The sequence below is a fragment of the Flagellimonas chongwuensis genome (assembly GCF_013376415.1).
In the GTDB taxonomy this organism is placed as follows: Bacteria; Bacteroidota; Bacteroidia; order Flavobacteriales; family Flavobacteriaceae; genus Flagellimonas; species Flagellimonas chongwuensis.
Window position 1 is genome coordinate 561,334 of sequence record NZ_WYET01000004.1, and the last position, 26,311, is coordinate 587,644.

A 26,311-nucleotide genomic window follows, 5' to 3' on the forward strand; every position below is an offset into this window, starting at 1 on the left:
AACCCGCACATGAAAAGGCATATAAACAAAGTTGCCGTAATCGGTTCCGGAATTATGGGAAGTGGCATTGCCTGCCATTTTGCAAATATCGGAGTTGAGGTTCTATTATTGGATATAGTTCCCCGTGAACTGAACGATAAGGAAAAAGCTTCTGGGCTGACCTTACAGGACAAAGTGGTTCGAAACCGCATTGTGAACGATTCGCTGGCTGCTGCACTTAAATCCAAACCCTCTCCTATTTACCACAAAAAATTCGCTGATCGCATTACAACGGGCAATCTTGAGGACGATATTTCCAAAGTGGCCAATGTAGACTGGATCATCGAGGTGGTCGTGGAACGTTTGGATATCAAAAAACAGGTATTCGAAAATCTGGACAAACACCGTACACCGGGCACCCTCATTACTTCTAACACTTCCGGAATTCCAATCCGATTTATGAGCGAAGGTAGAAGTGACGATTTCCAAAAACATTTTTGTGGCACGCACTTTTTTAACCCAGCGCGCTATTTAAAGCTATTCGAAATCATACCCGGACCAAAAACCTCTCCTGAGGTTCTTGAGTTTCTTAATGGATATGGGGAACAATACTTGGGCAAGACCTCTGTGGTCGCCAAGGACACTCCCGCATTTATCGGGAACAGAATCGGAATATTCAGTATTCAAAGCCTGTTTCATGCCGTTAAGGAAATGGGCATGACCGTGGAAGAAGTGGATAAATTGACCGGCCCAGTTATCGGAAGACCGAAATCCGCCACTTTCCGAACCGTGGATGTCGTAGGACTCGACACTTTGGTTCACGTTGCCAATGGCATCAGTGAAAACTGTAAGGACGATGAACGTCACGAACTTTTCCAACTGCCGGATTTTATCAAAACCATGATGGACAATAAATGGTTGGGGAGCAAAACCGGACAAGGTTTCTATAAAAAAGTGAAAGGGGACGATGGCAAGAGCGAAATCCTAACCTTGGATTTGGACACTATGGATTATCGTTCCAAAAAGAGTGCGAAATTTGCCACTTTGGAGCTTACCAAGACCATTGATAAGGTCATTGACCGTTTCCCTGTTTTGGTAAACGGAAAAGACAAAGCAGGTGAATTCTACCGAAAGAGCTTTGGAGCACTTTTCGCCTACGTAACCCACCGTATTCCAGAAATCACGGATGAACTATACAAAATTGATGATGCCATGAAGGCAGGCTTCGGTTGGGAACATGGACCATTTCAAATTTGGGATGCAATAGGACTCGACAAAGGTCTTGAATTCATAAAAGCTGAAGGTCTGGAGGCCGCCCCATGGGTGTCTGAAATGAAAGAATCCGGAATCAATTCCTTCTACACGGTAAAAGAAGGGAACACCTACTTCTACGACATTCCAAAAAAGGCCATGGAGAAAGTTCCGGGTCAGGATGCGTTCATCATTTTGGACAATATTAGAAAAACCAAGGAAGTCTTTAAAAACAGCGGAGTTGTTATCGAAGATTTGGGTGATGGAATCCTTAACTGTGAGTTTCAATCCAAAATGAACACCATTGGCGGCGATGTATTGGCCGGTTTGAACAAGGCCGTTGACCTTGCCGAAAAGGATTTTGCCGGATTGGTTGTTGGTAACCAAGCGGCCAATTTCTCAGTAGGTGCCAACATCGGTATGATTTTTATGATGGCTGTGGAACAAGAATATGATGAGCTCAACATGGCCATCAAAATGTTCCAAGACACCATGATGCGGATGCGATACTCGTCAATTCCTACTGTCTCAGCCCCACATGGCATGTGTCTGGGCGGTGGATGTGAACTTTCGCTACATGCTGATAAAGTGGTGGCTGCGGCTGAAACCTACATCGGTTTGGTGGAATTCGGCGTAGGTGTAATTCCTGGTGGAGGTGGTTCCAAGGAAATGGCACTTCGAGCCTCCGATACTTTTAGAAAAAACGATGTGGAGCTCAACGTGCTTCAAGAGTACTTCCTCACCATCGGAATGGCAAAAGTATCGACTTCGGCTTATGAGGCCTTTGATTTGGGCATCCTTCAAAAAGGAAAAGATGTGGTCGTAGTCAACAAAGACCGTCAAATAGCAACAGCGAAAGCCCACGCCAAACTAATGGCTGATGCTGGCTATACCAAACCTGTGAAACGCAAAGATGTGAAGGTGCTCGGAAAACAAGCCTTGGGTATGTTCTTGGTAGGAACGGACTCTATGGAAGCTGGACATTACATTTCGGAACACGACAAAAAGATTGCCGATAAATTGGCCTATGTAATGGCAGGTGGCGACCTTTCTGAAGCAACGCTTGTCAGTGAGCAATATCTATTAGACCTGGAAAGAGAGGCCTTCTTGTCGCTCTGTACGGAGAAAAAGACATTGGAGCGCATACAGCACATGTTGAAAACAGGGAAACCACTTCGTAACTAGTTGCGATAGTAGTGAGATACTAGAATTGAGTAATCAGATATGCACAAGGTAGAGGATTTAAAAATTTGGAAGAGGTCGATTCAACTTTCTAAGTCCATTTACCTACTGATGCCTGAGTTACCAAAAGACGAAAAATTTGGTTTGATAAATCAAATTAAAAGAAGTGCGGTTTCGGTCCTTCTAATATTGCCGAAGGGGCAGGAAGAAATTCAAACAAAGAGTTCAAGCACTTTTTAGGCATTGCGAACGGTTCTCTATACGAATTACAAACGCAATTGATTTTAATTATTGAATTAAACTTGACTGAAAACCAGAAAGTACAAACACTTATAGATGACTGTATTGAAATACAAAAAATGATTTATTCATTAGCACAAAAGCTTTAACCTCAATACTAGCATCTCAATTCTCAATACTTATTAAATGAAAACAGCATATATAGTAAAAGCATATAGAACAGCCGTAGGGAAAGCCCCCAAAGGTCTGTTCAGGTTTAAGCGTCCGGACGAACTGGCTGCAGAAACCATAGAATATCTAATGAAAGAGCTTCCCCAACTGGACAAAAAACGTATCGACGACGTTATTGTGGGTAATGCGATGCCAGAAGCCGAACAAGGCCTTAACATGGGACGACTCATCTCTTTAATGGGTCTTAACATCGAGGACGTTCCTGGTGTTACGGTGAACCGGTATTGCGCCTCAGGATTGGAAACCATTGGAATTGCCACAGCAAAAATACAATCAGGAATGGCGGATTGTATTATTGCAGGCGGTGCCGAAAGCATGAGCTATATCCCAATGGGAGGTTACAAACCGACACCTGATTACGCTACGGCCAAAGAAGGTCACGAAGATTACTATTGGGGAATGGGACTTACGGCAGAAGCAGTGGCCAAGCAATTCAAAGTGTCTCGTGAGGATCAAGATGAATTTGCTTTCAATTCACACATGAAAGCTTTGAAAGCTCAGGAAGAAGGTCGTTTTCAAGATCAAATCGTGCCCATTGAAGTCGAACACACTTTTGTGAACGAAGCTGGAAAAAAAGAGACCAAAACATATACTGTCAACAAGGATGAAGGTCCAAGAAAAGGAACTAACATCCCGACTTTGAACAAATTGAGACCCGTTTTTGCCGAAGGTGGAAGCGTAACGGCAGGTAACTCTTCACAAATGAGCGATGGCGCTGCGTTTGTCATGATAATGAGCGAGGATATGGTGAAAGAACTCAATCTGGAGCCCATTGCACGTCTGGTAAACTATGCCGCCGTAGGTGTGGAACCAAGAATTATGGGAATTGGACCTGTAAAAGCGATTCCAAAAGCCCTAAAGCAAGCTGGAATGAAACAGGACCAAATAGATCTTATTGAATTGAACGAAGCCTTTGCATCGCAATCCTTGGCCGTTATCCGGGAATTGGGATTGAATCAGGATATCGTTAACGTGAATGGAGGAGCCATAGCACTCGGCCACCCATTGGGATGTACTGGGACCAAATTGTCCGTCCAACTTTTTGATGAAATGAGAAAGCGCGACATGACCGGCAAGTACGGTATGGTTACCATGTGTGTGGGTACTGGGCAAGGTGCTGCAGGTATATTTGAGTTTCTTTCTTAATATTCGAAAAGAGATTTGAGAAAAGAGAAACCTACTGATGAAAAGGCATAATTATAAAAATTTGAAGATTTGGTCACTCGGATTGGAAATAGCAAATGAAATTTCTGATTTGCTGCTCAACTTTCCCAATCATGAGCGATACGATTTAAGTTCTCAAATAAGCAGATGTTCGGTTTCAATGCCGAGCAATATTGCCGAAGGTTCTTCGAGAACAGATAAATCCTTCAAATATTTTATTGATGTTGCTTTAGGGTCTTCCTTTGAACTCGGCACACAACTTTTAATAGCTAAACATAGAAACTATATCAACACTGAAAATTTAAACAAGCTTGAGGATAAAATAGAAGAATGGCAAAAGATGACCATGGGTTTTCAAAACGGATTAAAATAAGTCTTTCGTCTATTTTCTATCTTCTTTAATCATTATCAAAAATGGAAACAACAGAAAAAGACATACTGAGAGGAGGTCAATTCTTGGTCAAGGAGACCAAATGTGAGGACGTATTCACCCTTGAGGACCTCAACGAAGAACAAAAAATGATGCGCGAAAGTACCAAGGAATTCGTAGACCGGGAACTTTGGGCGCATTGGGAACGTTTCGAGAAAAAAGACTATGCGTACACCGAGGAATGTATGCGAAAGGCCGGCGAACTTGGCTTATTGAGCGTAGCAGTACCAGAAGCGTATGGAGGTATGGGAATGGGATTTGTGTCCACCATGTTGGTGTGCGACTATATTTCCGGAGCCACTGGTTCATTTAGCACGGCATTCGGTGCACACACGGGAATCGGCACAATGCCCATTACTTTGTACGGGACCGAAGAGCAAAAGCAAAAATATGTCCCTAAACTAGCCACAGGGGAATGGTTTGGCGCATATTGCTTAACTGAGCCAGGAGCAGGTTCCGATGCCAATTCCGGCAAAACAAAAGCTGTACTTTCCGATGATGGTAAATATTACAGCATCACAGGGCAAAAGATGTGGATTTCGAACGCTGGATTCTGCAATATGTTCATTGTCTTTGCTCGAATAGAAGACGATAAGAACATCACAGGCTTTATCGTTGAAAATGACCCAGAAAACGGTATCAGTTTCGGTGATGAAGAAAAGAAATTGGGCATCCACTCCTCCTCTACCCGTCAGGTGTTCTTCAACGACACTAAAGTTCCTGTTGAAAATATGCTTTCTGAAAGAGGAAACGGGTTCAAAATCGCTATGAATGCTCTAAATGTGGGTAGAATCAAATTGGCAGCCGCTTGTTTGGAAGCACAGCGCCGTGTAATCAACGAAGCGACGAAATACGCCAACGAGCGTATTCAATTTAAGACTCCAATCATGAATTTTGGAGCCATTAAAGCTAAAATCGCAGACATGGCCACCAATGCTTATGTGGATGAAGCAGCGTGTTATCGTGCCGCTAAAAATATCGAGGACAGAATTGCCATTCGTGAAGCAAGCGGCAATTCCCACCAAGAAGCAGAATTGAAAGGTGTTGAGGAATATGCCATTGAATGTTCTATTTTAAAGGTGGCCGTATCGGAACACGTTCAGCACACCACCGATGAGGGTATTCAAGTGTTCGGAGGAATGGGCTTTAGCGCCGATACCCCAATGGAATCTGCGTGGAGAGACGCTCGTATTTCCAGAATTTACGAGGGAACGAACGAAATAAACCGCATGCTCTCCGTAGGCATGTTGGTGAAGAAAGCCATGAAAGGCCATGTTGACCTTTTAGGCCCTGCAACAGCTGTGGGCGAGGAATTGATGGGAATACCATCTTTCGACACTCCTGATTTTTCGGAGTTGCTTGCTGAAGAAAAAGATTTGCTGGCAAGATTGAAAAAAGTATTCTTGATGGTGGCCGGTAGCGCAGTTCAAAAATTTGGACCGGATTTGGAGAAGCACCAGATGCTATTGATGGCCGCTTCTGACATTTTGATTCAAATTTATATGGCCGAATCTGCCATCCTAAGAACAGAAAAGAATGCGAAACGCTTTGGTGAAGAAGCACAAGCAACCCAGATTGCGATGTCCAAATTGTATTTGTACAGAGCGGTGGACATTATTCAACAAAAAGCCAAGGAAGGCATTGTTTCATTTGCCGAGGGCGATGAACAACGCATGATGTTGATGGGACTAAAACGCTTTACCAAGTATACGAACCAACCCAATGTTGTGGCACTTAGAACGCAAATTGCAGACAAAGTTGCCGCAGATAACGGGTATACCTTTGACTAATTCAAATAAGTGTTGGGATGAAAACCCACTTGGATTTGAAAACGCCCCGATCGGGGCGTTTTTTTATTTATTGTACCTATGTCAGGTCGAGCGCGGCGAGACCAAAACCAAACTTGCGTTTTCCTTAAGACCTCTCGACTGCGCTCGAGGTGACAATTATTTTTTAACCAGTTTACTTGATGGATTCCAAAATCCGCTCGTCCTTTTGCTTGGTAGAAAAATTGATGGCGCACTCAATGAGTGCCAAATGTGAATATGCTTGTGGAAAGTTCCCGAGCAATCTTTTGGTTTTAAAATCGATGTCTTCACTGAAAAGACCCAAATGATTACTATACCCCAATAATTTTTCAAACTGTTCCAACGCCTTCTCTTCTTCACCTATTTTAAACAATGCATTGATAAACCAAAACGTACAAATGGTGAACGATGACGATGGCAAACCAAAATCATCCTCATTTTTATAACGGTACAAAAGACCATCGTTGCTCAAACCTTCTTCTATTGCCTTTACTGTGCTCACATACTTAGGATCTCGCGGATGAATAAATCCGTAGGGTTCCATTAATAAAACTGATGCATCCAAATGACGCGAGCCATAACTCTGCACAAATGCATTAATGTCACTGTTCCATGCATTCTCGTGGATATCTTCTTTGATTTTTTGTTCAAGCGCAGTCCAACGCTCCAGTTTCCTTGTTTTACCGAACATGTTGGCCACTTTAATGGCTCGGTCCAAAGCTACCCAGCACAATACTTTGGAGAATGTGAAATGCTTGTCCTCACCCCGGAACTCCCAAATACCTTTGTCAGGTTCTTCCCAGTGTTTCCCTACAATCCACACAATACCTTTTGTAATGCTCCAAAGCTCTTCTACATTTTCAATATCGTTGCTGAAGTTTTTCAACTGTTCATAAATGACATCCATCAAGATACCGTAAATATCATTCTGACGTTGTTTATAGGCCGCATTGCCTACACGGACAGGCTTAGACCCCTTATAACCATCAAAGTGATCCAAAGTCTTTTCCGTTAATGTTTTTTCCTTGTTGATGCCGTACATAATTTGGAGTTTTTCATCCTTGTCGGGCATTAAGTCAATAATAAATTGGAGGTAACGTTTGGCCGAATTCTTGTGTCCAAGCTCGGAGACTACCTTAATCACCATGGACGCATCTCTAATCCAGCAAAAGCGATAATCCCAGTTCCTGACCTCTCCAATAGTTTCGGGAAGTGATGTGGTCGCAGCTGCAAGTACAGCTCCGGTTTTATCGTAAGTCAACATTTTAAGAGTAATGGCGCTCCGGATTATCTCATCTTTGAATTTTTGATAATCAGGGGTCTTTGCAGACCAATCCAACCAATATACCTTGGTACGTTCCAGTTCCAATCCCATCTTTTCGGTCGTGGGTTTCAATATTTTTTCATTGTACCTTATCAAGAAATAGCCATCTTCTTTAAGAGTAATTTCTTCACCTTTAAGAACTCCCTCCTTGTCAAAAGAAGTGTACAGAAAAAGCGTATCATATTTTAATTTATGCGTAAGGCTAGCTATAAAATCCTCCTTTGCAAAGTGCTTGGTCTCCCCAAGTCCATACTCCAATTTAGGGTCATATTTCACGGCAAATTTTGGTGTTCCGGAGATATATTTTATATAACGGATAATCTCGGGCTGTGCCTTATATTTTCCGTTCATTTTATGGTGACGGGGCATAAAGTCATGAAGTTCAAAAACATTGTTTCCTTCCGTAAATCGCGTAATCAGGATAGCGGTATTGGGATAATATTCCTGTTCAATAGTATAATCCCCAGTAGGGTGTATCTCAAAACTACCCCCTTTTTGCTCATCCAAAAGTTTGGCAAATATCGATGTAGAGTCAAATTGTGGCAGACAGCACCAGTCAATAGAACCTTCTTTGGAAATCAATGCTGCACTCCTACAATTTCCTATAATTCCGTAATTCAAATTATCCATAGCTCAAAAATTCTCAAAAGGGTTAGAATGAATTGGTTTTACGCTCGAATTTCCCGATTTTTAAAGAAACAAAAAATTAAAACACGTCAAAACTTATCCTTTTATGGGCAAAACTATCATAATCTCAAATCGATTACCTGTTCAGTTACAAATTAGCAATGGAACACTCAATGCAATACCAAGCGTTGGAGGTTTGGCCACGGGGATGAAATCCGTGCATAGTGGAGGTGAAAGTTTATGGATAGGTTGGTCCGGATTAACAGATGAAGATACCCCCGAAGATTTAGAGGATGATATTGACAAGGCCCTAAAGGAGCATGGCTGTGCCAAAGTAAAGCTTAATTCTGAAGAAATTGACGGTTTTTATTACGGTTTCAGCAACCGAACCATTTGGCCTTTGTTTCATTATTTTTTGAAGTATTCCGAGTTTGAATTGAATTATTGGGACACCTACAAGGCCGTAAACCAAAAATTTGCAGATGCCATCATCGAGAATTCCGATGAAGATGATACCATTTGGGTGCATGACTACCAATTGATGCTCGTACCTCAGATGGTGCGGGAAAAACGTCCAAATACCACCATTGGTTTCTTTTTGCACATCCCCTTCCCATCTTTCGAAATTTTCCGAACCTTGCCTTGGCGTGAAGAAATCTTGGAAGGATTACTGGGTTCGGACCTTATTGGCTTTCACACCTACGACTACGAAAGACATTTTTTAAGTTCCGTTCGTAGACTTATTGGATTGGATGTGAGCTTCAATGAGATTTATTTGGACAACAGGGTCATCAAAGTGGATTCTTTCCCTATGGGGATCGATTATAAGAAATTTAGGGACGCAGCTTTAAAGCACGATTCAAAAAATACTGAAGAGCGTAGCGACCTGCAGATTCGCTTGGATAACCATAAAGCCTCCTCTCCTGGCAGTAAACTCATACTGTCCATAGACCGTTTGGATTATAGTAAAGGAATTGCAAAGCGCATCAATGCCTTTGAGTATTTCCTTCAGAAATATCCCGAATACAAGGAAAAGGTTCGATTGATTATTCTTGCAGTCCCCTCCCGCTCCAATGTACCACAATATCAATTGCTAAAAAGAGAGGTTGATGAACTGGTCGGACGCATCAACGGAGAGTTGTCCACGGTAAACTGGACGCCAATTTGGTATTTCTATCGTTCCCTGCCTTTCGAAAGCTTGATTGATCTCTACACTTCTAGTGATATTGCATGGCTTACACCACTTAGAGATGGAATGAATTTGGTGGCCAAAGAATATATCGCCACACGCACCGACAAGTCCGGAGTACTCATCTTGAGTGAAATGGCGGGCTCCGCTTATGAAATGAACGAAGCGCTACTAATTAATCCCAACAATTTTGAGCAACAAGCGGACACGTTAAAAAGAGCATTTAATATGCCGCTGGACGAGCAAGTGTCCAGAAACACCTTTTTACAAAAAAGATTGGAACGTTACAATGTGGAAGTCTGGGCCAATGAGTTTATGAGGTCATTAAAGGAAAAAAGGGAACTGGGCAAGGCATTTATTTCTGAAAAAATGTCACCAGAAATCCTTTTGTCCATTGAAAAAGAGTACACTAAATCTAAAAAAAGACTGCTCTTCTTGGATTATGACGGTACCTTGGCCGGTTTTCATAAAGATCCACAGCAAGCCTCTCCCGATGAAGAACTGTATGGACTATTGGACCAGTTGAACCAACAGGAGAACACAACCGTATTTTTGATCAGCGGACGGGATAAACAAACCTTTACGCGCTGGTTCTTGCCAAAAAAATACAATATGATTGTGGAACACGGCGTATGGATTTCCAGGTACGGGGAAGATTTTAAGTTATTGGAGCAAGTAAAAGGAGAATGGATGAATAAAATACGGCCAGTTCTTGAATCCTTTGTGGACAGGACGCCCGGTTCATTTATCGAAGAAAAAAACTACTCCCTGGCTTGGCATTACAGAAATACCGACCCCGATTTTGGTGAAAAAAGGGCAACAGAATTAAATACTGTGTTGCGTAGTTTAATTGGCAATGACGATATTAGTGTGCTGAACGGAAACAAGGTAATGGAAATAAAAAGCAGCAACGTGAACAAAGGTAGAGCTGCCACTCGTATGTTAAGTGAAGATGATTACGACTTTGTTTTTGCCATTGGTGACGATTGGACAGATGAATTTATGTTCCAGGAACTACCCGATTCGGCAATTACCGTTAAGGTCGGACTTAAAAAAACCCAAGCCAAATACCATGTGGAAAACACCGCAAAGGTAAGGCAGCTTTTAAAACGTTTTACAAAACCATGACACGAACGCTTTTCGCTATTTGTTTTTTACTGGTATGCGCCCATGGATGGTCACAAACCGAAACAGAGGTTTATCTTTTTGACCTTTCTATGAATAACGGAAAGCCTATATTGACCAATCCTAAAAATATTTCCAATAACCCAGGTTACGACAATCAGCCTTCTTTTTGGGACAACGGTAGTGTTTTGTTCGCTTCAACCAGAAAGGACCAAACAGACATTCTTCGATTTAATGTTGACGAAGGAAGTACATCCTCTTGGCTTACCTACACCACCGCAGGGAGCGAATATTCACCTCTGCGTATTCCCGGAGAAAACGCAATTTCTGCTATTCGCCTGGATGTCGATGGGCTACAACGGTTATACCAATACGACTTTAAATCACGTGAGTCTATCCCTATAACCGATTTAAAAATTGGTTATCACGTTTGGTACAACAAGCATATTTTGGTTGCTACAGTACTGGTTGAAAACCGAATGGACCTAAAGATTATCAATCTGGAAGACAACACCCAAAAAACGGTTTATCAAAACGTAGGGAGGTCTTTACACAAAATTCCCGGTTCAGATTTGGTGAGCTTTATTGGAAAAAGAAACAATAATGCCTGGGAAATTTTATCCCTTGACCCAATCTCTGGGGAATCAAAAAAAATAACGAACACCTACAACAAAGAAGAAGACATTTGTTGGTTGAATAAAAATACCATTATAACTGGTGCAGGTAAACAGCTTTTAACCTTGAACATTGATTCGGAAAATGCCACGTGGGAGACCGTTATAGCGTTCCCACAGGAAGAAATCAATAACATTAGTCGAATTGCAATTAGCCCGAACGGCAAACGATTGGCATTTGTCGCCGAGGATTCACCATCAAAGATCATTCAAAAACAAGTGGAGTCTTTTAACAATCAAAACCTCGATGCCTTTGTCTCCTGTTTTGCGGAAGGTGTCGTGGTACAACGTTTTCCAAACGAGAGAATGTATCAAGGGAGAAGCAAAATGAGGGAAAACTATGAACGTTTTTTTGAGAATGTCAAATCCTCGAGCGTAGAAGTCGTTAACCGAATCGTTCTGGGCAATACAGTTATAGATGAAGAGGTTGCCAAAGTAGACGGAAGAGAGGGTCGCCAAGTCGCCATATACACAGTAGAAAATGGACTGGTCACATCAATGACCTTTATTTTTCCAGATGGCCCATTAACAGATGCTGAAAGTGTGGTTCAAGAACAATTGGGCGCCTACAACGAAAGAGATATCGACGCCTTTGCCGGAACCTATACCCAAGATGTAGAACTATATCAATTTCCAAAAAAGCTCAATGTGAAGGGCATTGCAAAGCTGAAACAGCAGTATGGAACTTTCTTCGAGAACACACCGGACTTAAAAGGCGAGATAGTTAACAGAATTGTGATTGGCAACAAAGTTATTGACCACGAGTCCGTAACCGTAAATGGAAGTGTTTTTAAAGCCATAGCCATTTACGAAGTAGTTGACGGAGAAATTACCAAGGTCACCTTTATTCAATAATCCAATGAAGCTACCCCACAATAGAAGCAGAATTGAAGCCTTTAGCGATGGGGTTTTTGCTTTTGCCGCTACATTGCTGGTGGTTTCGGTGGGTACTCAGGCCGAAAGTTCCGTACTTCAAGTGGACTGGATGGTATTCTTGAGTTTTGGTGTCAGTTTTTTTGCCTTGGTAGGATTATGGTCGGTGCACTATAACTTTTTCAGAAGGACCAGTTACATGGATAATTGGATTATCGCACTCAATGCAATTCTTCTGTTTTTAATACTCTACTACATCTTTCCTATAAAATCTTTGATAAATTCATGGACTGGAGCACTACAGATCACTGCAGATGAATTTTCTTCGTTGTTCCAACTGTACAGTCTTGGATTCCTTCTCATTTTCGCCTGCTATGCACTTATGTATTTAAGAGTCTACAAAAAAGCCAACAACAGCAACATGACACATCTTTTTTATGCTCGACATTTTGGGTTATTTGTACTTGTTGCCCTAGTTTCCATCGTAATTGCAAAGCTCCAATTGGGATTATATTACGGTCTCCCGGGTATTGTGTATGTACTTTTGGGCCCTTTTTGTTATTTTCACGCTTCATACTTTCAGAAAAAAACCAACGCTTTTTAATATGAGAAAAATATTCCCCTTGCTATTTGTGGTTTTCACTACAACAATTTATGCGCAGACCGATACCAGAATTTATGACATTATCAACGCGGTTTCGTCGGAACGCATCGAATCTGATGTTACCACCCTTGTCAATTTTGGAACCAGACATACCTTGAGCGATACGGTTTCCCAAACTAGAGGGATTGGTGCTGCAAGAAGATGGATCAAGTCCGAGTTTGATAAAATTTCTTCCAATTGTGGAGATTGTTTGGAGGTCTTTTATCAAAAAAATCTAATCGAAAAAGGAGACAATGCCCGAATCGTAAAAGATGTTGAGATTGTGAACGTGGTGGCTATCCAACGCGGAACCAAGTTTCCCAATCGCTTTATAATCATGAGCGGCGATATTGATTCCCGTGTAAGTGACCCTACCAATTACACATCGGATTCCCCCGGAGCCAACGATAATGCCAGTGGAATGGCCGGGACTATTGAGGCCGCCAGAGTATTATCAAAATATAAGTTCGAGAGCAGCATCATTTTCGTAGGCCTCTCCGGTGAGGAACAAGGACTTTACGGAGGAAAAGGCCTCGCCGAGTATGCCAAGGAAAAAGAATGGAATATTGTAGGTATACTAAATAACGATATGATCGGCAATATTACAGGCGTCGATGGTGTTGTGAGCAACCGGGATTTTAGAATATTCTCCGAACCTGTGCCCCCAACCGAAACAGAAGAACAAAGAAAGGCCAGACGTTTTTATGGTGGAGAGGTTGATGGTATTTCACGTCAGCTGGCACGCTATGTTTACAAAACCACTAAAACCTATATGCCAGAAATGAACCCCATGATGATCTATCGGCTGGATAGGTTCGGGAGAGGCGGTCACCATAGACCGTTCAACGACGCTGGATACGCGGGAATCCGAATTATGGAAGCTCATGAGAACTACACACAGCAACATCAAGATATACGAGAGGAAAACGGTATTGACTACGGCGATGTCTTGGAGCACGTAAACTTTGGGTACGCCAAAAAACTTACTGCGGTAAATGCTATTAACCTAGCTTCCATTGCTTGGGCTCCCCCTGCACCGGAAACCGTAGAAATCGGAGGTATTGTAGAGCCTAGTGCCAAACTGCGCTGGAGCGAGGTAGAAGGCGCCATTGGCTATAAAATCTACTGGAGGGATACCACCTCCCCTACATGGGACAATTACAAATATGTGGGCAATGTAACCGAACACACTTTAGATGGTGTTGTAATAGATAATTTCTTTTTTGGCGTTGCGGCCATAGGTAAAGATGGTCACGAAAGTCCGGTAGTTTTTCCAAATAAAGTATTCAGATAACAAAACAACCCATGAAACAAGGTTTAATTCTTTTAGTCCTCATACTCGGGGTATGCTCCATTGACGCCCAAGAACTTACAAGGCAAGATACCCTGAGGGGCAGCATTACACCTGAAAGGGCATGGTGGGACTTGAATCACTACAACCTCAACGTTAAAGTCGAGCCTTCAAAGAAGTTTATTTCGGGCTATAACGTGGTAAGGTATAAAGTTTTGGAAGAAGCCAAAACACTTCAAATTGATCTTCAAAAACCCATGAAGATTGAGTCCATTGAGCAAGATGGAAAAAAATTGAAGTTCACTTCTGAGGGCAATGCACATTTCATCAAACTCAAGAAAAAACAAGTTCCGGGAGAATTCAACGAAGTTAAAATCACATATTCGGGGCAACCACGGGAGGCCGTACGTGCACCTTGGGACGGTGGCTTTTCTTGGAAACAGGATAAAAATGGCAATCCTTTTGTAGCTACATCCTGCCAAGGTTTGGGAGCAAGTGTTTGGTGGCCCAACAAAGACCATATGTACGACGAAGTGGACAGTATGCGCATAAGCGTTACCGTTCCCAAAGACCTAATGGATGTTTCCAACGGACAACTGGAAAGCGTTGAGGAAATAGGTGAGCTCAAAACCTACAATTGGGTAGTAAAAAACCCCATCAACAATTACGGTGTAAATGTAAATGTTGGAAACTATGTCCATTTTGATGAAGTTTTCGAAGGTGAAAAAGGTCCATTAAAATTGGATTATTATGTGCTTCCCGAAAATTTAGAGAAGGCCAAAAAGCAGTTCGTGCAGACTCCGATGATGCTCCAGGCCTTTGAGCATTGGTTTGGCCCCTACCCCTTTTATGAGGATGGTTTTAAACTCGTGGAAGTTCCCTATTTGGGCATGGAACACCAAAGTTCCGTTACCTACGGAAACAAGTTCGAAAACGGATATTTGGGAAGGGACCTGTCCGGAACTGGCTGGGGTTTACAATTCGATTTTATTATAATCCACGAAGCGGGGCACGAATGGTTTGCCAACAACATCACCTATAAGGACATTGCCGATATGTGGATTCATGAAGGATTTACCGCATACTCGGAAAACCTGTATCTGGACTATCATTTTGGCACAAAGGCATCCGAAGCTTATGTTGTAGGAACACGAAGCAATATTCAGAACGATAGCCCAATTATCGGGCCCTACGGGGTCAACAAATCCGGTTCGGGCGATATGTACTACAAAGGCGCGAACATGTTACATACACTTCGCCAATTGGTTGAGGATGATGATAAATGGCGTCAAATCTTAAGAGGATTGAACAAAGATTTCTATCACAAAACAGTGACCACTAAAGAAATCGAGGACTACCTCAGCAAACATACGGGTAAAGATTTATCCGCATTCTTTAATCAATACCTCCGAACAACAATGATTCCCACTTTGGAGTATACGTTGGAAGGAGACACAATTAAATTCCGATACACAGATGTAGTGCAAGACTTTGACATGCCTGTTCGGGTATTTATTGATGGTTCCGAAAAGTGGTTGTTCCCCAATAGTGAATGGAAAACCGAAAAATTGGATGGAACCCAAGTGGTTTTTGATAAAAACTTTTACATAGAGACCAAAAAAATCTGATTTGGAGAAGCACCCGGAGCATTATTTTAAAAATGATGGTGAGTGGCGCGATTGGCTTCATCAAAACCATAGCTCCTACACTGGTGTCCATCTTATCTTTTACAAGGTGGAGCACCATAAACAAAGTATGCGTTGGGAGGAGGCCGTTAAGGTCGCCCTATGCTATGGTTGGATAGATAGTACCGTTCGAAGTCTTGGAGATGGTAAGCGTAAACAATACTTCTGTCCGAGAAAACCAAAAAGTACTTGGAGCAAGGTGAACAAAGATTACATTAAGGAGTTAAAATCCAGCGGGTTGATGCACCAAAGTGGTCTTGCAGCGATAGAAATTGCCAAGGAAAATGGTTCATGGACCGAATTAGATGATGTTGAAAATGGTGTGGTTCCCGAGGATTTACAAAAGGCATTTAAAAAGAAGCCCAATGCCCACACTAACTTTCAGAATTTCACCGTAGGGCAACGAAAAGGCTACCTCATGTGGCTCAATCAGGCCAAGCGAGAAGAAACACGAAATAAAAGAATAAAGGAAATCATCTACTTTTCAGAAAAAAACATCAAATACAGGAATTAGAAAATCATCTACCATATTTTCCCTGATAGACCCATGCGGCCAAACCGCCAACAAAAGCAAAGGCACTCAACATCCAAAAAACATGTTGGTGACCCAGTTCTTCTCCGGGATGCGCATCCAATAGCATACCATAAGCTGGTCCAGCGAACACATCAGGAGTGTATCCAATCAATGAAATAAGACCCACCGCAGTTCCCGTTAACGTCATCGGAATTTTTCCTACCTGCATTACACCAAAGTATAAAGCTCTTATAGCGTATACACCTGCCGCTATCACAACAACCGACATAAAGAACAAAAGCGTTGTAGTAGGTGCAATTACTCCGCTGGCAAACAATACACCTCCAATCAAGGTTAATACAAAACTCATGAACAGAAGCCAGGTAATCTTCAGTTTATCGGCTATTAAACCAACCAAAATACCAGTGGCCGGACGAAGGAATTGCAGTAAAGTGCCCACTTTGGCAGAATCCACTTGGTTATAAAGCATCACCTCTTCGGCATATTGGGAAATAATGTCCGTGATTTTGTACCCTACATAGCCACAAAGGATGATTACCATCAAAAGCCAGACCGATGGCAATTGTAAGACCTGCTTGATTTCATTCCAAGAAATACGCTCCAAGGTCACTTTCTCACCTCTTTTGTCCGTTTTCATAAAAAACCAGACCAAAATACCTACCAGAATAATGATCAGGGATGATAAATAAAGAACATAGGTAAATGCTTCTTTACGGCTATCCAGACTCGCCATATCCAAAGACTCGGACAAAAAAAACGAAAATACGACCACACCCAGTAAGCTAAACAGTGCCCCCGTTAGTCCACGGCCACCATCCAAAAACCCAAAAGCCTTTCCTTGCGAATCGGCACCGCCCCAAATTCTTGTTGCCTTGATCATCGGTGCCCAAAAAAGAAAAATAGTGGTAAATCCCCACCAACCGTATAAAACCTGAAGCATCCACAAATCAGGATATTGAGCAAACAAAAAACCGCCCAATGCGGTCATCCACAAAGCAATGGCTATCAATTTTCTAGGCTGATACTTGTCGGCCAATGGACCGCCCAAAATGTAAGAAACCATTGCAACTAGGCCGTAAACCGAAAAGCAAAGTCCCAATTCCACATTGTCCAACTCCAAAACATCCAGAACTGTAGGCCTAAAAACACGTGGCAGCACAAAAGGAAGGATAAAGATGGCTTCACCCGAAAGAATCAATAATAATAAATAGAGCCAGCTTGGTTTTGTTTCCTTCAAAACTTGTATTTGGTTAAAAATCACCAAAAAAATTGGAAAAAGCCAAAGGGATGGGAAATAAAAAATCCGGTATCTTTAAGGATCATAATAAACCAACCCAAAATGATCAGACCACTTTTGTTCTCCCTCCTTCTCGTCATCGTTAGTTGTAAGAAGGAAACTATCAACCATTACGATCTCGCAATTACCAATGCACAGGTCATCCATCTGGAAACTGGAAAAATTGAAACTCAACATATTTTGGTGTCCAATGGTAAAATCGAGGCCATTGAAACCGAAGGTACAAGCAATTTTAAGGCCGACTCCACTATTGATGCTTCTGGAAAATATATTTTGCCCGGGTTTTGGGATAACCATATACACCTGCGCGGTGGTGATTCGTTGATTAAAAACAACAAAAACTTCCTGAAGTTATTTATTGCCAATGGTATTACCTCGGTGCGGGATGCCGGGGGCGACCTTACCCATTCCGTAATGGACTGGAAAAGCCAAATTACCTCTGAAAAACTAGTGGGGCCAACCATTTTTACCTCTGGGCCAAAAATAGATGGGCCTAATGGTAGTTGGGCCGGTTCGTTGGAAGTAGAAACCGAAGAAGATGTTGTCCACGCATTGGATTCTCTGGAATCCTTAAACGTAGATTTTGTAAAAATCTATGATAGTAGAATTTCACATGATAATTATCTAAAATCAATAGAAGAGGCAAAAAAGAGAGGTTTTACGGTTTCTGGGCACATGCCGTTCACCGTTACGCTGGATGAGACCATCGATGCAGGGATGGATGGTATCGAACACCTCTACTATATTATGAAGGGCTGCGCCAGCAACGAAATTGAAGTCACCGAAAAATTACAAAATGGTATTATCGGATTCTGGGGAGCAATGCCCGCTCTTATGGAAGGTTATTCGGATAGCACGGCACAAGCAACGTTCAATAAGCTAAAAGAAAATGATGTGTTTGTGGTTCCCACTCTGCATATTGGCAATACGCTAAGCTACTTGGACGAAGTTGACCACACCAACGATGAATACCTTCAATACATGGGAGATGGGATTATTCAAACCTACCAAGGTAGAATACAATCATTCTTAAATTCATCCGAAGAAGCGAGAAAAAACAGAAAAGAATTGGATACTTTTTTTGGTGAGTTGGTAAAAGACCTCGATTCTGCGGGGGTTCAACTTTTGGCCGGTTCGGACAGTGGAGCGTTCAACTCCTACGCGTATCCGGGAATTTCGTTACACAAGGAATTACAGGCCATGGTGGCAAAAGGTATCTCTCCACTCGATGCGCTACGAACCTCCACCGTGAATGGGTCCATATTTCTGGACCAAACGGAAGATTACGGAAGTATTTCCAAAGGAAAAGTTTCGGATTTAGTGATTTTAGACGCCAATCCTCTGGAAAACATTGAAAATACACGGAAGATTTACACTGTAATCAAGGGGAGCCAAGTGTTTTCTAAAAGAGATTTACAAGAATTATTGAAGAATTCCATAATCGATTAATATCAAAACAAACCCGGATGCAATCAAAACAGTTATTTACGGTAATTCTGATTTTATTCCTGAACAATCTAAAATCACAGACCCTTCTGGTTCCCAGCCAGGTTTTTGATGGTGTTCAGCTTCATAGTGATTGGGTAGTTGCGGTAGACGAAAATCGTATCACCTACGCCGGTCCTTTGAGCGGTTTGAAAAGAGTAAATAACTACACAAAAAAAGAACTAAAGGGCATGACGCTTATGCCCGGTATCATTGAAGGGCATTCCCATTTATTGTTGCACCCCTACAACGAAACGGAATGGAACGACCAAGTTTTGGTGGAATCTCCAACAGAACGGGCTGTCCGAGGAGTTGTTCATGCAAAAAAATCGTTGATGGCAGGCGTTACCTCCATGCGTGACCTAGGTTCGGAAGGAGCCGGTTACACGGATATCTACCTTAAAAGAACCATTGATAAGGGTATAATTCCAGGTCCTCGTACCCTAATGGCAGGTCCAGCCATCGTAGCCACTGGGGCCTATGGACCAAAGGGTTTTCACGACGGGGTCAAAGTCCCTTTGGGCGCGGTTCCTGTAAGTGGAAGGGACAATGTTATCTCGGAGGTCAGGACGCAACTAGGTCAAGGAGCCAATCTTATAAAAATTTATGCTGACTACCGCTGGGGCAAAGACGAGCCCTCACAACCCACTTTTTTACAGGAAGAAATCAATGCTATGGTTGAGACAGCCACTACAGCCGGAAGATATGTCGTAGCTCATGCAAGTACTCCCGAAGGAATGCGGCGAGCCATCCTGGGCGGGGTCGAAACCATCGAACATGGTGATGGGGGCACAGCAGAGATTTTTGCATTAATGAAGGAAAAAGGCGTTGCCCTGTGCCCTACCCTCGCTGCAGGAGATGCCATATCCCAGTACCAAGGATGGAAAAAAAGGGTCGAGCCAGACCCAGAACGAGTGGCAAAAAAGAAAAAATCCTTTCAACTAGCTTTGGAATCGGGGGTCGAAATTGTTTTTGGAGGCGATGTGGGTGTGTTTCCGCATGGAGAAAACTATCGCGAGCTGGAACTGATGGTCGCCTATGGCATGGAGCCCATTAAAGCTTTACAAGCTGCAACAGCTGTAAATGCAAAAATTCTTCATTTTGATAAATTGGGAATGATTCGAAAAGGATACTTAGCGGACATAATTGCTGTTGAGGGAAATCCTATCGAGGACATCTCCCTAATGAAGAATGTAACTTATGTAATGAAGGATGGCACTGTGTATAAGGACCATTAAATCTTCTCCACCCCACAATGACTCATTAACATTCCTTTAAGAAAGGAGGTGAAGGTTTTTGGTATATTTAAACAACCTTAAAAATACCTCGCCTAGGTACGATTTTTAAAGGTCTAAACTAAACTCAAAACAATAATCCAACTAATGAAAAAATTAATCCTCTACTTCGTATTGTTGATTACAGCCAGCATTACAGCCCAAGATTTCAACGTAGAACTACTCCAAGACCTAAAACCCCGGAACATCGGTCCGGCCGGCATGAGCGGACGTGTTACATCAATTGACGTTGTGCACTCAAACCCCGACGTAATGTTTGTGGGAACCGCTTCAGGTGGTTTATGGAAATCTACTTCCGGAGGCATCAAATGGGAACCTGTTTTCGACAATGAGGTCACCGCCTCTATTGGAGCTGTGGCCATTCAACAATCCAATCCATCCGTAATATGGGTCGGAACAGGTGAAGGCAACCCTAGGAACAGTTTAAATGGAGGTTACGGTGTTTACAAATCTTTGGATGGCGGAAAAACATGGAAATCCATGGGATTGGAAAAAACAAGGCACATCCATAGGGTAATCATCGACCCAACCGACCCAGATGTAGTGTATGTAGGTGCCATAGGTTCACCGTGGGGGGAACATCCCGAACGAGGTGTTTTTAAAACTACCGACGGTGGAGAAACATGGGAAAAGGTATTGTTCGTGAACAATAAAACAGGAATTGCCGATTTGGTGATGGACCCAAAAAACCCTAACAAATTAATTGCCGCCATGTGGGAACACAAAAGAGAACCTTGGTTCTTTAACTCTGGGGGTGAAGGCAGTGGGTTGCACATCACTCATGATGGTGGTAAAACCTGGAAAAAAATCACCGCGGAAGACGGTCTTCCAAAAGGCGATTTAGGGAGAATTGGAGTGGCCATAGCCCGCAACAAACCAAATATCATCTATGCACTGGTAGAGGCCAAGAAAAATGCACTGTACAAATCTACCGATGGTGGTTATAAATGGGAGAAAATCAATGATAAGAGCGATATCGGAAACCGTCCATTTTACTACTCCGAAATTTACGTAGATCCGCAAAACGAAAATCGAGTATATTCAGTTTTCACATACATCAATGTTTCCGAAGATGGAGGAAAAAACTTTACTCAGTTAATGCCATCCTATGGGGTCGACAATGGGGTGCATCCGGACCACCATGCCTGGTGGATTCATCCTGAAAACGGTGAATTTATGTTAGATGGAAACGACGGAGGCCTCAATATCACTAAAAATGGAGGTAAAACATGGCGTTTTATAGGTAATTTGCCCGTGGCACAGTTCTATCACATCAGTACGGACAACGAGTACCCGTACAATGTATATGGAGGTATGCAGGACAACGGCTCATGGAGAGGGCCAGCCTATATTTGGAAGGCACAGGGTATCCGAAATAGCTATTGGCAGGAAATCGCCTTTGGTGACGGTTTCGACGTAGTTCCAGATAGGGATGATAGTCAATATGGTTATGCGATGAGCCAGCAAGGATATGTGAGCCGATACGATTGGAAGACAGGCGATGGCTATATCGTCCGCCCTACTCCTCCGGATGCTGAGACCCAACTTCGATTTAACTGGAACGCTGCCATTGGTCAAGACCCATTCGATAATAGCACGGTGTATTTTGGAAGTCAGTTCGTGCACAAATCAACGGACAAAGGTTTGACTTGGGAAGTAATTTCCCCCGACCTGACAACAAACGACAAGGAAAAGCAAAAGCAAAGCGAAAGCGGTGGGCTGACAATGGATGCAACAGGAGCAGAAAACCATTGTACCATTATTGTGATAGAACCATCACCTGTTGAAGAAAATATGCTGTGGGTAGGCACCGATGACGGTCGCGTACACTACACCCAAAATGCAGGTGAGACCTGGGTCGATGTTACCAAAAACATTAAAGGATTACCCACAGGAAGTTGGATTCCACAGATAAAAGCATCACAGAACAATAAGGGAGAAGCTCTCTTGATTGCTAACGATTACAGACGATTTAACTATGCGCCCTATGCTTACCGCACCAAAGATTATGGTAAAACGTGGACTCGTATTGTAGATGAAAACGATGTGGAAAGCTATACACTATCTATAATAGAAGACCCGAAAAACCCAAATTTGATGTTTTTAGGTACGGACGACGGACTCTACCTTTCTTTGGACGCGGGTAACAATTGGAAAAAATGGAACAAAGATTTCCCAACAGTTTCCACAAAGGACTTGGCGATTCACCCAAGGGAGCAGGATTTGGTCATCGGAACCTTTGGTAGAGCAGCATGGGTTGTGGATGACATTCGTCCGTTGAGGAAGCTGGCTGGCAACACTTCTGTTTTGGAGAAGGAAATCAGTCTTTTTGATAGTCCTGATGCCTACTTGGCCGCCTACCAACAGCCCACAGGTGGAAGATTTGGGGGAGATGCGATTTATAGTGGTGAGAATAGGGAATCTGGAGCAATGATCACTTACTACTTAAAGGAAAGCGCAGATAAATCCAAGGAAGATAAAAAAGAAGAAAGCGGAGAAGATGATAAGACTGAGGATGAAAAACCCAAGGAAAAAACAAAGGATTCCATCTTTTTTGAATTCTACGATGGTGACAGACTTATCCGTACATTGAAATACAAAACTCCTGAAAAGGCCGGTTTCCATAGAGTTTATTGGAACTTGGATGAAAAAGGCCCAGATAGACCTTCAAGAACCATCAGCAAAAACAATAGAGAGCGAGGTGGCGTTGAAGTAAAACCGGGAACTTACAAAGTAAAAGTAGTTTATGGTGAAGCATCCGATTCAACTTCCGTTACGGTCAAGACAGACCCAAGGTTGAACGTTGATCTAGCTTCCATCAATGAAGTGTACGAAACCAGTAAAAAACTGGAAGCCTACACGCAGACTGCCGCCGATGCAGTAAAGCAATTGGTAGAGAGCAAAGATTTGGCAAATAAGTTCAAAAAGGAACTTAAAGACCTTGACAAAGTCAAGTTTAAGGAGCAGATAAAGGCTTCCGAAGAAATAGCAAAGCAAATCGATTCTGTTATTGCTCTTTATTTAGGTAAAGATGACAAACGCCAAGGCATCACCGATGACCCGGAGCCTAACGTAATGTCCAGATTGGGCAATGCATCTTACTATGTAAATACAAGAAAATCTGGAATCACCGAAACCGAGCGAAGAATGATTCGTTTTGCAGAAGAAGAACTAAAGACTGCGTTGGACAGTACCAATGCGTTCTTTAATGATAAATGGAAATCGTACAGAACCTCCATTGAATCATTGGACCTATCTCCATTTAAGGAGACCGAAAGTTTTGAACTTAAATAGTGAACAATGAAAAAAATATTGGCCATTGCCTTGGTTACCAGCATCTGGGCATGTAAAGAAGAAAAAAAAGAGCCTACCATAGCTGAAACCATGAAGACCTACACCATTGGTCAAATGATGGATAATGAGTCTGTTGCGGGAGGAAGTTTTTCACCTGACAAATCCAAACTGTTGGTATCCAGCAATCGTTCGGGTATTTACAATATGTACACCATTCCCACTGCGGGCGGTGAAATGACGCCGATTACCCAGTCGGATAGCTCCTCCGTATTTTCTATTTCCTATTTCCCCAAAGATGAGCGGATGTTGTTCCGAATGGATAACAATGGGGATGAGATCTATCACATTTTTGTACGAGATACAGATGGAAGCCACAAGGACCTTACTCCAGAAGAAGGGGCACGCTCCCTTTTCTACCAATGGTCCGAGGATAAAAGCGCATTCTTTTATGGCTCCAATAAACGGGATAAACGTTTTATGGACCTGTACAAAATGGATTTGGAAAGTTTAACTTCAGAACTGGTTTATCAAAATGATGACGGTTATGATGTTGGTGTGGTTTCGCCCGATGAAAAATATGTTGCTTTGAGCAAATCCATCAATACGAACGATAGCGACCTGTTCCTTCATAATTTAGAGTCGAAGGAACTTATCAAAATCAACAAAAACCAAAGCGGAAACTCTTCTCAGGATTTCTCACCCGATGGTTCTGCATTCTATTACACCACCGATGATGGCAGCGAGTTTTCATATTTGATGAAATACACATTGGCAGACGCGTCCTACAAGAAGACGTTGGAACGGGACTGGGATATTTTGGGCAGCTATTTCACGGATAATGGCACCTATCAAGTCACATATATCAATGAAGACGCCAAAAACACTATAGAGGTTATGGAAGTTGCAACAGGCGAAAACATTGATTTGCCCACTATCGAAAACATGGAAATCACCAACGTAAGTTTTTCTGATGACGAAAGCATGATGCGTTTTTATGCCGGTGGCTCCCACACACCATCTAATCTTTTCGTTTATAACCTTGAGACCAAAGAACAAAAAAAGTTGACGGACGTTCTAAATCCTGAAATCCAAGGCCAAGACTTGGTAAAGGCTGAAGTTATCCGGTATAAATCCTTTGATGGCGTGGAAATCCCGGCCATTTACTATACGCCACATCAAGCGACCAAGGAAAACCCCGTTCCTGCTTTGGTATGGGTACACGGTGGTCCGGGCGGGCAATCACGTCAAAACTTTAGCTCCTTTATTCAATATTTGGTAAACCATGGTTATGCGGTTTTGGCGGTGAACAACCGAGGAAGTAGCGGCTATGGTAAAACTTTTTACCAAATGGACGATTTGAACCATGGCGATAAAGATCTTAAAGATTGCGTAGAAGGTAAAAACTGGCTGGCCCAACAACCTGAGATAGATGGGGAGAAAATAGGAATTATTGGAGGATCCTACGGCGGATACATGACCATGGCCGCTTTGACCTACACCCCTGAAGAATTTGATGTAGGGGTCAATCTCTTTGGAGTAACCAATTGGATGAGAACCCTTAAAAGCATCCCGCCATGGTGGGAATCCTTTAAAGATGCTCTTTACAAGGAGTTGGGCGATCCTTACAGCGCAGATTCCGTTCGCCTAAAGGAGATTTCCCCACTGTTCCATACCGACAAAGTCACCAAACCTTTGATTGTCCTTCAAGGCTCGCAAGACCCAAGGGTGCTTCAGGCAGAGTCGGACGAAATTGTTGCCGGAGTCCGCAAAAATGGTGTGCCCGTAGAGTATGTCCTGTTTGAGGATGAAGGTCACGGATTCGTGAAAAAAGAAAATCAAATTACGGCATACAGTAAAATTTTGGAATTTTTGGACGAGTACTTAAAAGAAGATAAAAGCACGCCGATAAAAGAAGAAGATAAATGATCAAAAGACTAACAGGCCTATTTACACTACTTGGAATATTAACCATACATGCACAACAACCGGGCGAAGATGAAATGGGAGCTTGGTACATGTACTTCGGTAGCAACAAAATTTCGGAACGATTCAGCATTCATACGGAGGCTCAGTTCAGGTTTTACGAGACCGCTAGCAACTTCAATCAAATGTTGTTGAGAACGGGACTTAATTACCATATCGATTCAAATGCTATTGCAACAGGAGGTTATGCGTTTATTGATACCGATAATAATTTTTATGAGTTTGAAGGCGAGGTCAATTCCAAGGAGCATCGGATTTTTGAACAATTTATTCTAAAAAACAAGGTTTGGGAGTTTCTGTTCGAACATCGCTACCGTTTAGAACAACGGTTTTTGGATTTCGGAGAAACAACCGATACACAACATCGGGCGCGCTATCGTATTCAAATGACTTTACCGCTTACCAACACCTTTTTTCTCAATTTTTATGATGAACTGTTCATCAATCTACAGGATGACCTATTTGGTCAAAACAGGCTGTATGGTGCTGTTGGTGTGAATGTTACCGAAAACACCAGTGTACAGTTAGGTTACTTGAGAAATCAGTTTGCCAATGCTGTTTATGACAGGTTACAGTTGGCCGTTTTTTACAATCCAGATTTAAGAGGATTGTTTAAGGGCAAAAAAACTGATCAATAGAGCACGGGAATGGTTGACAGCGGCATAAATAATACCTAACTTAGTGGTTAATCTAAAAACTCATTTTA

At 42.5% G+C, this 26,311-nt stretch carries 17 protein-coding genes and 1 pseudogene; 16 read left to right on the forward strand and 2 right to left on the reverse strand.

Annotated features, from left to right (window positions below; genetic code table 11):
* Positions 1–9: 9 nt before the first annotated feature.
* From GUA46_RS09650 to GUA46_RS09670, 5 genes and pseudogenes are all read left to right on the forward strand, one after another.
* A complete protein-coding gene (locus GUA46_RS09650; protein ID WP_176620312.1) occupies positions 10–2,415 on the forward strand; it encodes a 3-hydroxyacyl-CoA dehydrogenase/enoyl-CoA hydratase family protein in 2,406 nt (801 codons plus the stop codon).
* Between the two features lie 39 nt (positions 2,416–2,454).
* Positions 2,455–2,801 (forward strand): annotated as a pseudogene (locus GUA46_RS09655) (four helix bundle protein).
* A gap of 37 nt (positions 2,802–2,838) precedes the next feature.
* On the forward strand, positions 2,839–4,029 hold the full coding sequence (locus GUA46_RS09660) for an acetyl-CoA C-acyltransferase (RefSeq protein WP_176620313.1): 1,191 nt from the start codon (positions 2,839–2,841) through the stop codon (positions 4,027–4,029).
* Between the two features lie 37 nt (positions 4,030–4,066).
* A complete protein-coding gene (locus GUA46_RS09665) occupies positions 4,067–4,420 on the forward strand; it encodes a four helix bundle protein (protein WP_176620314.1) in 354 nt (117 codons plus the stop codon).
* 41 nt (positions 4,421–4,461) lie between these two features.
* The gene (locus GUA46_RS09670) at positions 4,462–6,267 is read left to right on the forward strand and encodes an acyl-CoA dehydrogenase family protein (protein WP_176620315.1); all 1,806 of its coding nucleotides are present in this window, start codon (positions 4,462–4,464) and stop codon (positions 6,265–6,267) included.
* Between the two features lie 172 nt (positions 6,268–6,439).
* Here the strand turns inward: GUA46_RS09670 and GUA46_RS09675 are convergent, their stop codons facing one another.
* Positions 6,440–8,239 carry a glycoside hydrolase family 15 protein gene (locus GUA46_RS09675; protein ID WP_176620316.1) on the reverse strand — a complete coding sequence of 600 codons (1,800 nt, stop codon included), beginning with the start codon at positions 8,237–8,239 and terminating at the stop codon, positions 6,440–6,442.
* Between the two features lie 103 nt (positions 8,240–8,342).
* Here GUA46_RS09675 and GUA46_RS09680 point away from each other — a divergent pair, with 103 nt between their 5' ends.
* The 6 genes from GUA46_RS09680 to GUA46_RS09705 are packed head-to-tail and all read left to right on the forward strand — an operon-like array spanning position 8,343 to position 16,230.
* Entirely contained in the window at positions 8,343–10,553 is a 2,211-nt protein-coding gene (locus GUA46_RS09680) for a bifunctional alpha,alpha-trehalose-phosphate synthase (UDP-forming)/trehalose-phosphatase (RefSeq protein WP_176620317.1), read from the forward strand.
* Positions 10,550–12,079, forward strand: a complete 1,530-nt coding sequence (locus tag GUA46_RS09685; protein ID WP_176620318.1) for a nuclear transport factor 2 family protein — start codon at positions 10,550–10,552, stop codon at positions 12,077–12,079. The genes GUA46_RS09680 and GUA46_RS09685 overlap by 4 nt, the downstream gene beginning before the upstream one ends.
* Positions 12,080–12,083: 4 nt before the next feature.
* A complete protein-coding gene (locus tag GUA46_RS09690; protein WP_176620319.1) occupies positions 12,084–12,701 on the forward strand; it encodes a TMEM175 family protein in 618 nt (205 codons plus the stop codon).
* Position 12,702: 1 nt separating this feature from the next.
* On the forward strand, positions 12,703–14,034 hold the full coding sequence (locus GUA46_RS09695) for a M28 family metallopeptidase (protein ID WP_176620320.1): 1,332 nt from the start codon (positions 12,703–12,705) through the stop codon (positions 14,032–14,034).
* 11 nt (positions 14,035–14,045) lie between these two features.
* Positions 14,046–15,659 (forward strand): M1 family metallopeptidase, encoded by a 1,614-nt coding sequence (locus GUA46_RS09700; protein ID WP_176620321.1) that lies wholly within the window; start codon positions 14,046–14,048, stop codon positions 15,657–15,659.
* 1 nt (position 15,660) lies between these two features.
* A complete protein-coding gene (locus GUA46_RS09705) occupies positions 15,661–16,230 on the forward strand; it encodes a YdeI/OmpD-associated family protein (RefSeq protein ID WP_176620322.1) in 570 nt (189 codons plus the stop codon).
* A gap of 4 nt (positions 16,231–16,234) precedes the next feature.
* Here the strand turns inward: GUA46_RS09705 and GUA46_RS09710 are convergent, their stop codons facing one another.
* Positions 16,235–17,488: an MFS transporter gene (locus GUA46_RS09710; protein ID WP_176620323.1), complete on the reverse strand. Its 1,254-nt coding sequence runs from the start codon at positions 17,486–17,488 to the stop codon at positions 16,235–16,237.
* 102 nt (positions 17,489–17,590) lie between these two features.
* Here GUA46_RS09710 and GUA46_RS09715 point away from each other — a divergent pair, with 102 nt between their 5' ends.
* The 5 genes from GUA46_RS09715 to GUA46_RS09735 all read left to right on the forward strand — a co-directional run bounded on the left by GUA46_RS09715 (position 17,591) and on the right by GUA46_RS09735 (position 26,243).
* Positions 17,591–18,997: an amidohydrolase family protein gene (locus GUA46_RS09715; RefSeq protein WP_176620324.1), complete on the forward strand. Its 1,407-nt coding sequence runs from the start codon at positions 17,591–17,593 to the stop codon at positions 18,995–18,997.
* A gap of 17 nt (positions 18,998–19,014) precedes the next feature.
* The gene (locus GUA46_RS09720; RefSeq protein WP_176620325.1) at positions 19,015–20,271 is read left to right on the forward strand and encodes a metal-dependent hydrolase family protein; all 1,257 of its coding nucleotides are present in this window, start codon (positions 19,015–19,017) and stop codon (positions 20,269–20,271) included.
* Positions 20,272–20,415: 144 nt separating this feature from the next.
* The gene (locus GUA46_RS09725; protein WP_176620326.1) at positions 20,416–23,622 is read left to right on the forward strand and encodes a WD40/YVTN/BNR-like repeat-containing protein; all 3,207 of its coding nucleotides are present in this window, start codon (positions 20,416–20,418) and stop codon (positions 23,620–23,622) included.
* 6 nt (positions 23,623–23,628) lie between these two features.
* On the forward strand, positions 23,629–25,548 hold the full coding sequence (locus GUA46_RS09730; RefSeq protein ID WP_176620327.1) for a S9 family peptidase: 1,920 nt from the start codon (positions 23,629–23,631) through the stop codon (positions 25,546–25,548).
* Complete coding sequence (locus GUA46_RS09735; RefSeq protein ID WP_176620328.1) at positions 25,545–26,243, forward strand: DUF2490 domain-containing protein; 699 nt, start codon at positions 25,545–25,547, stop codon at positions 26,241–26,243. The genes GUA46_RS09730 and GUA46_RS09735 overlap by 4 nt, the downstream gene beginning before the upstream one ends.
* Positions 26,244–26,311: the final 68 nt, after the last annotated feature.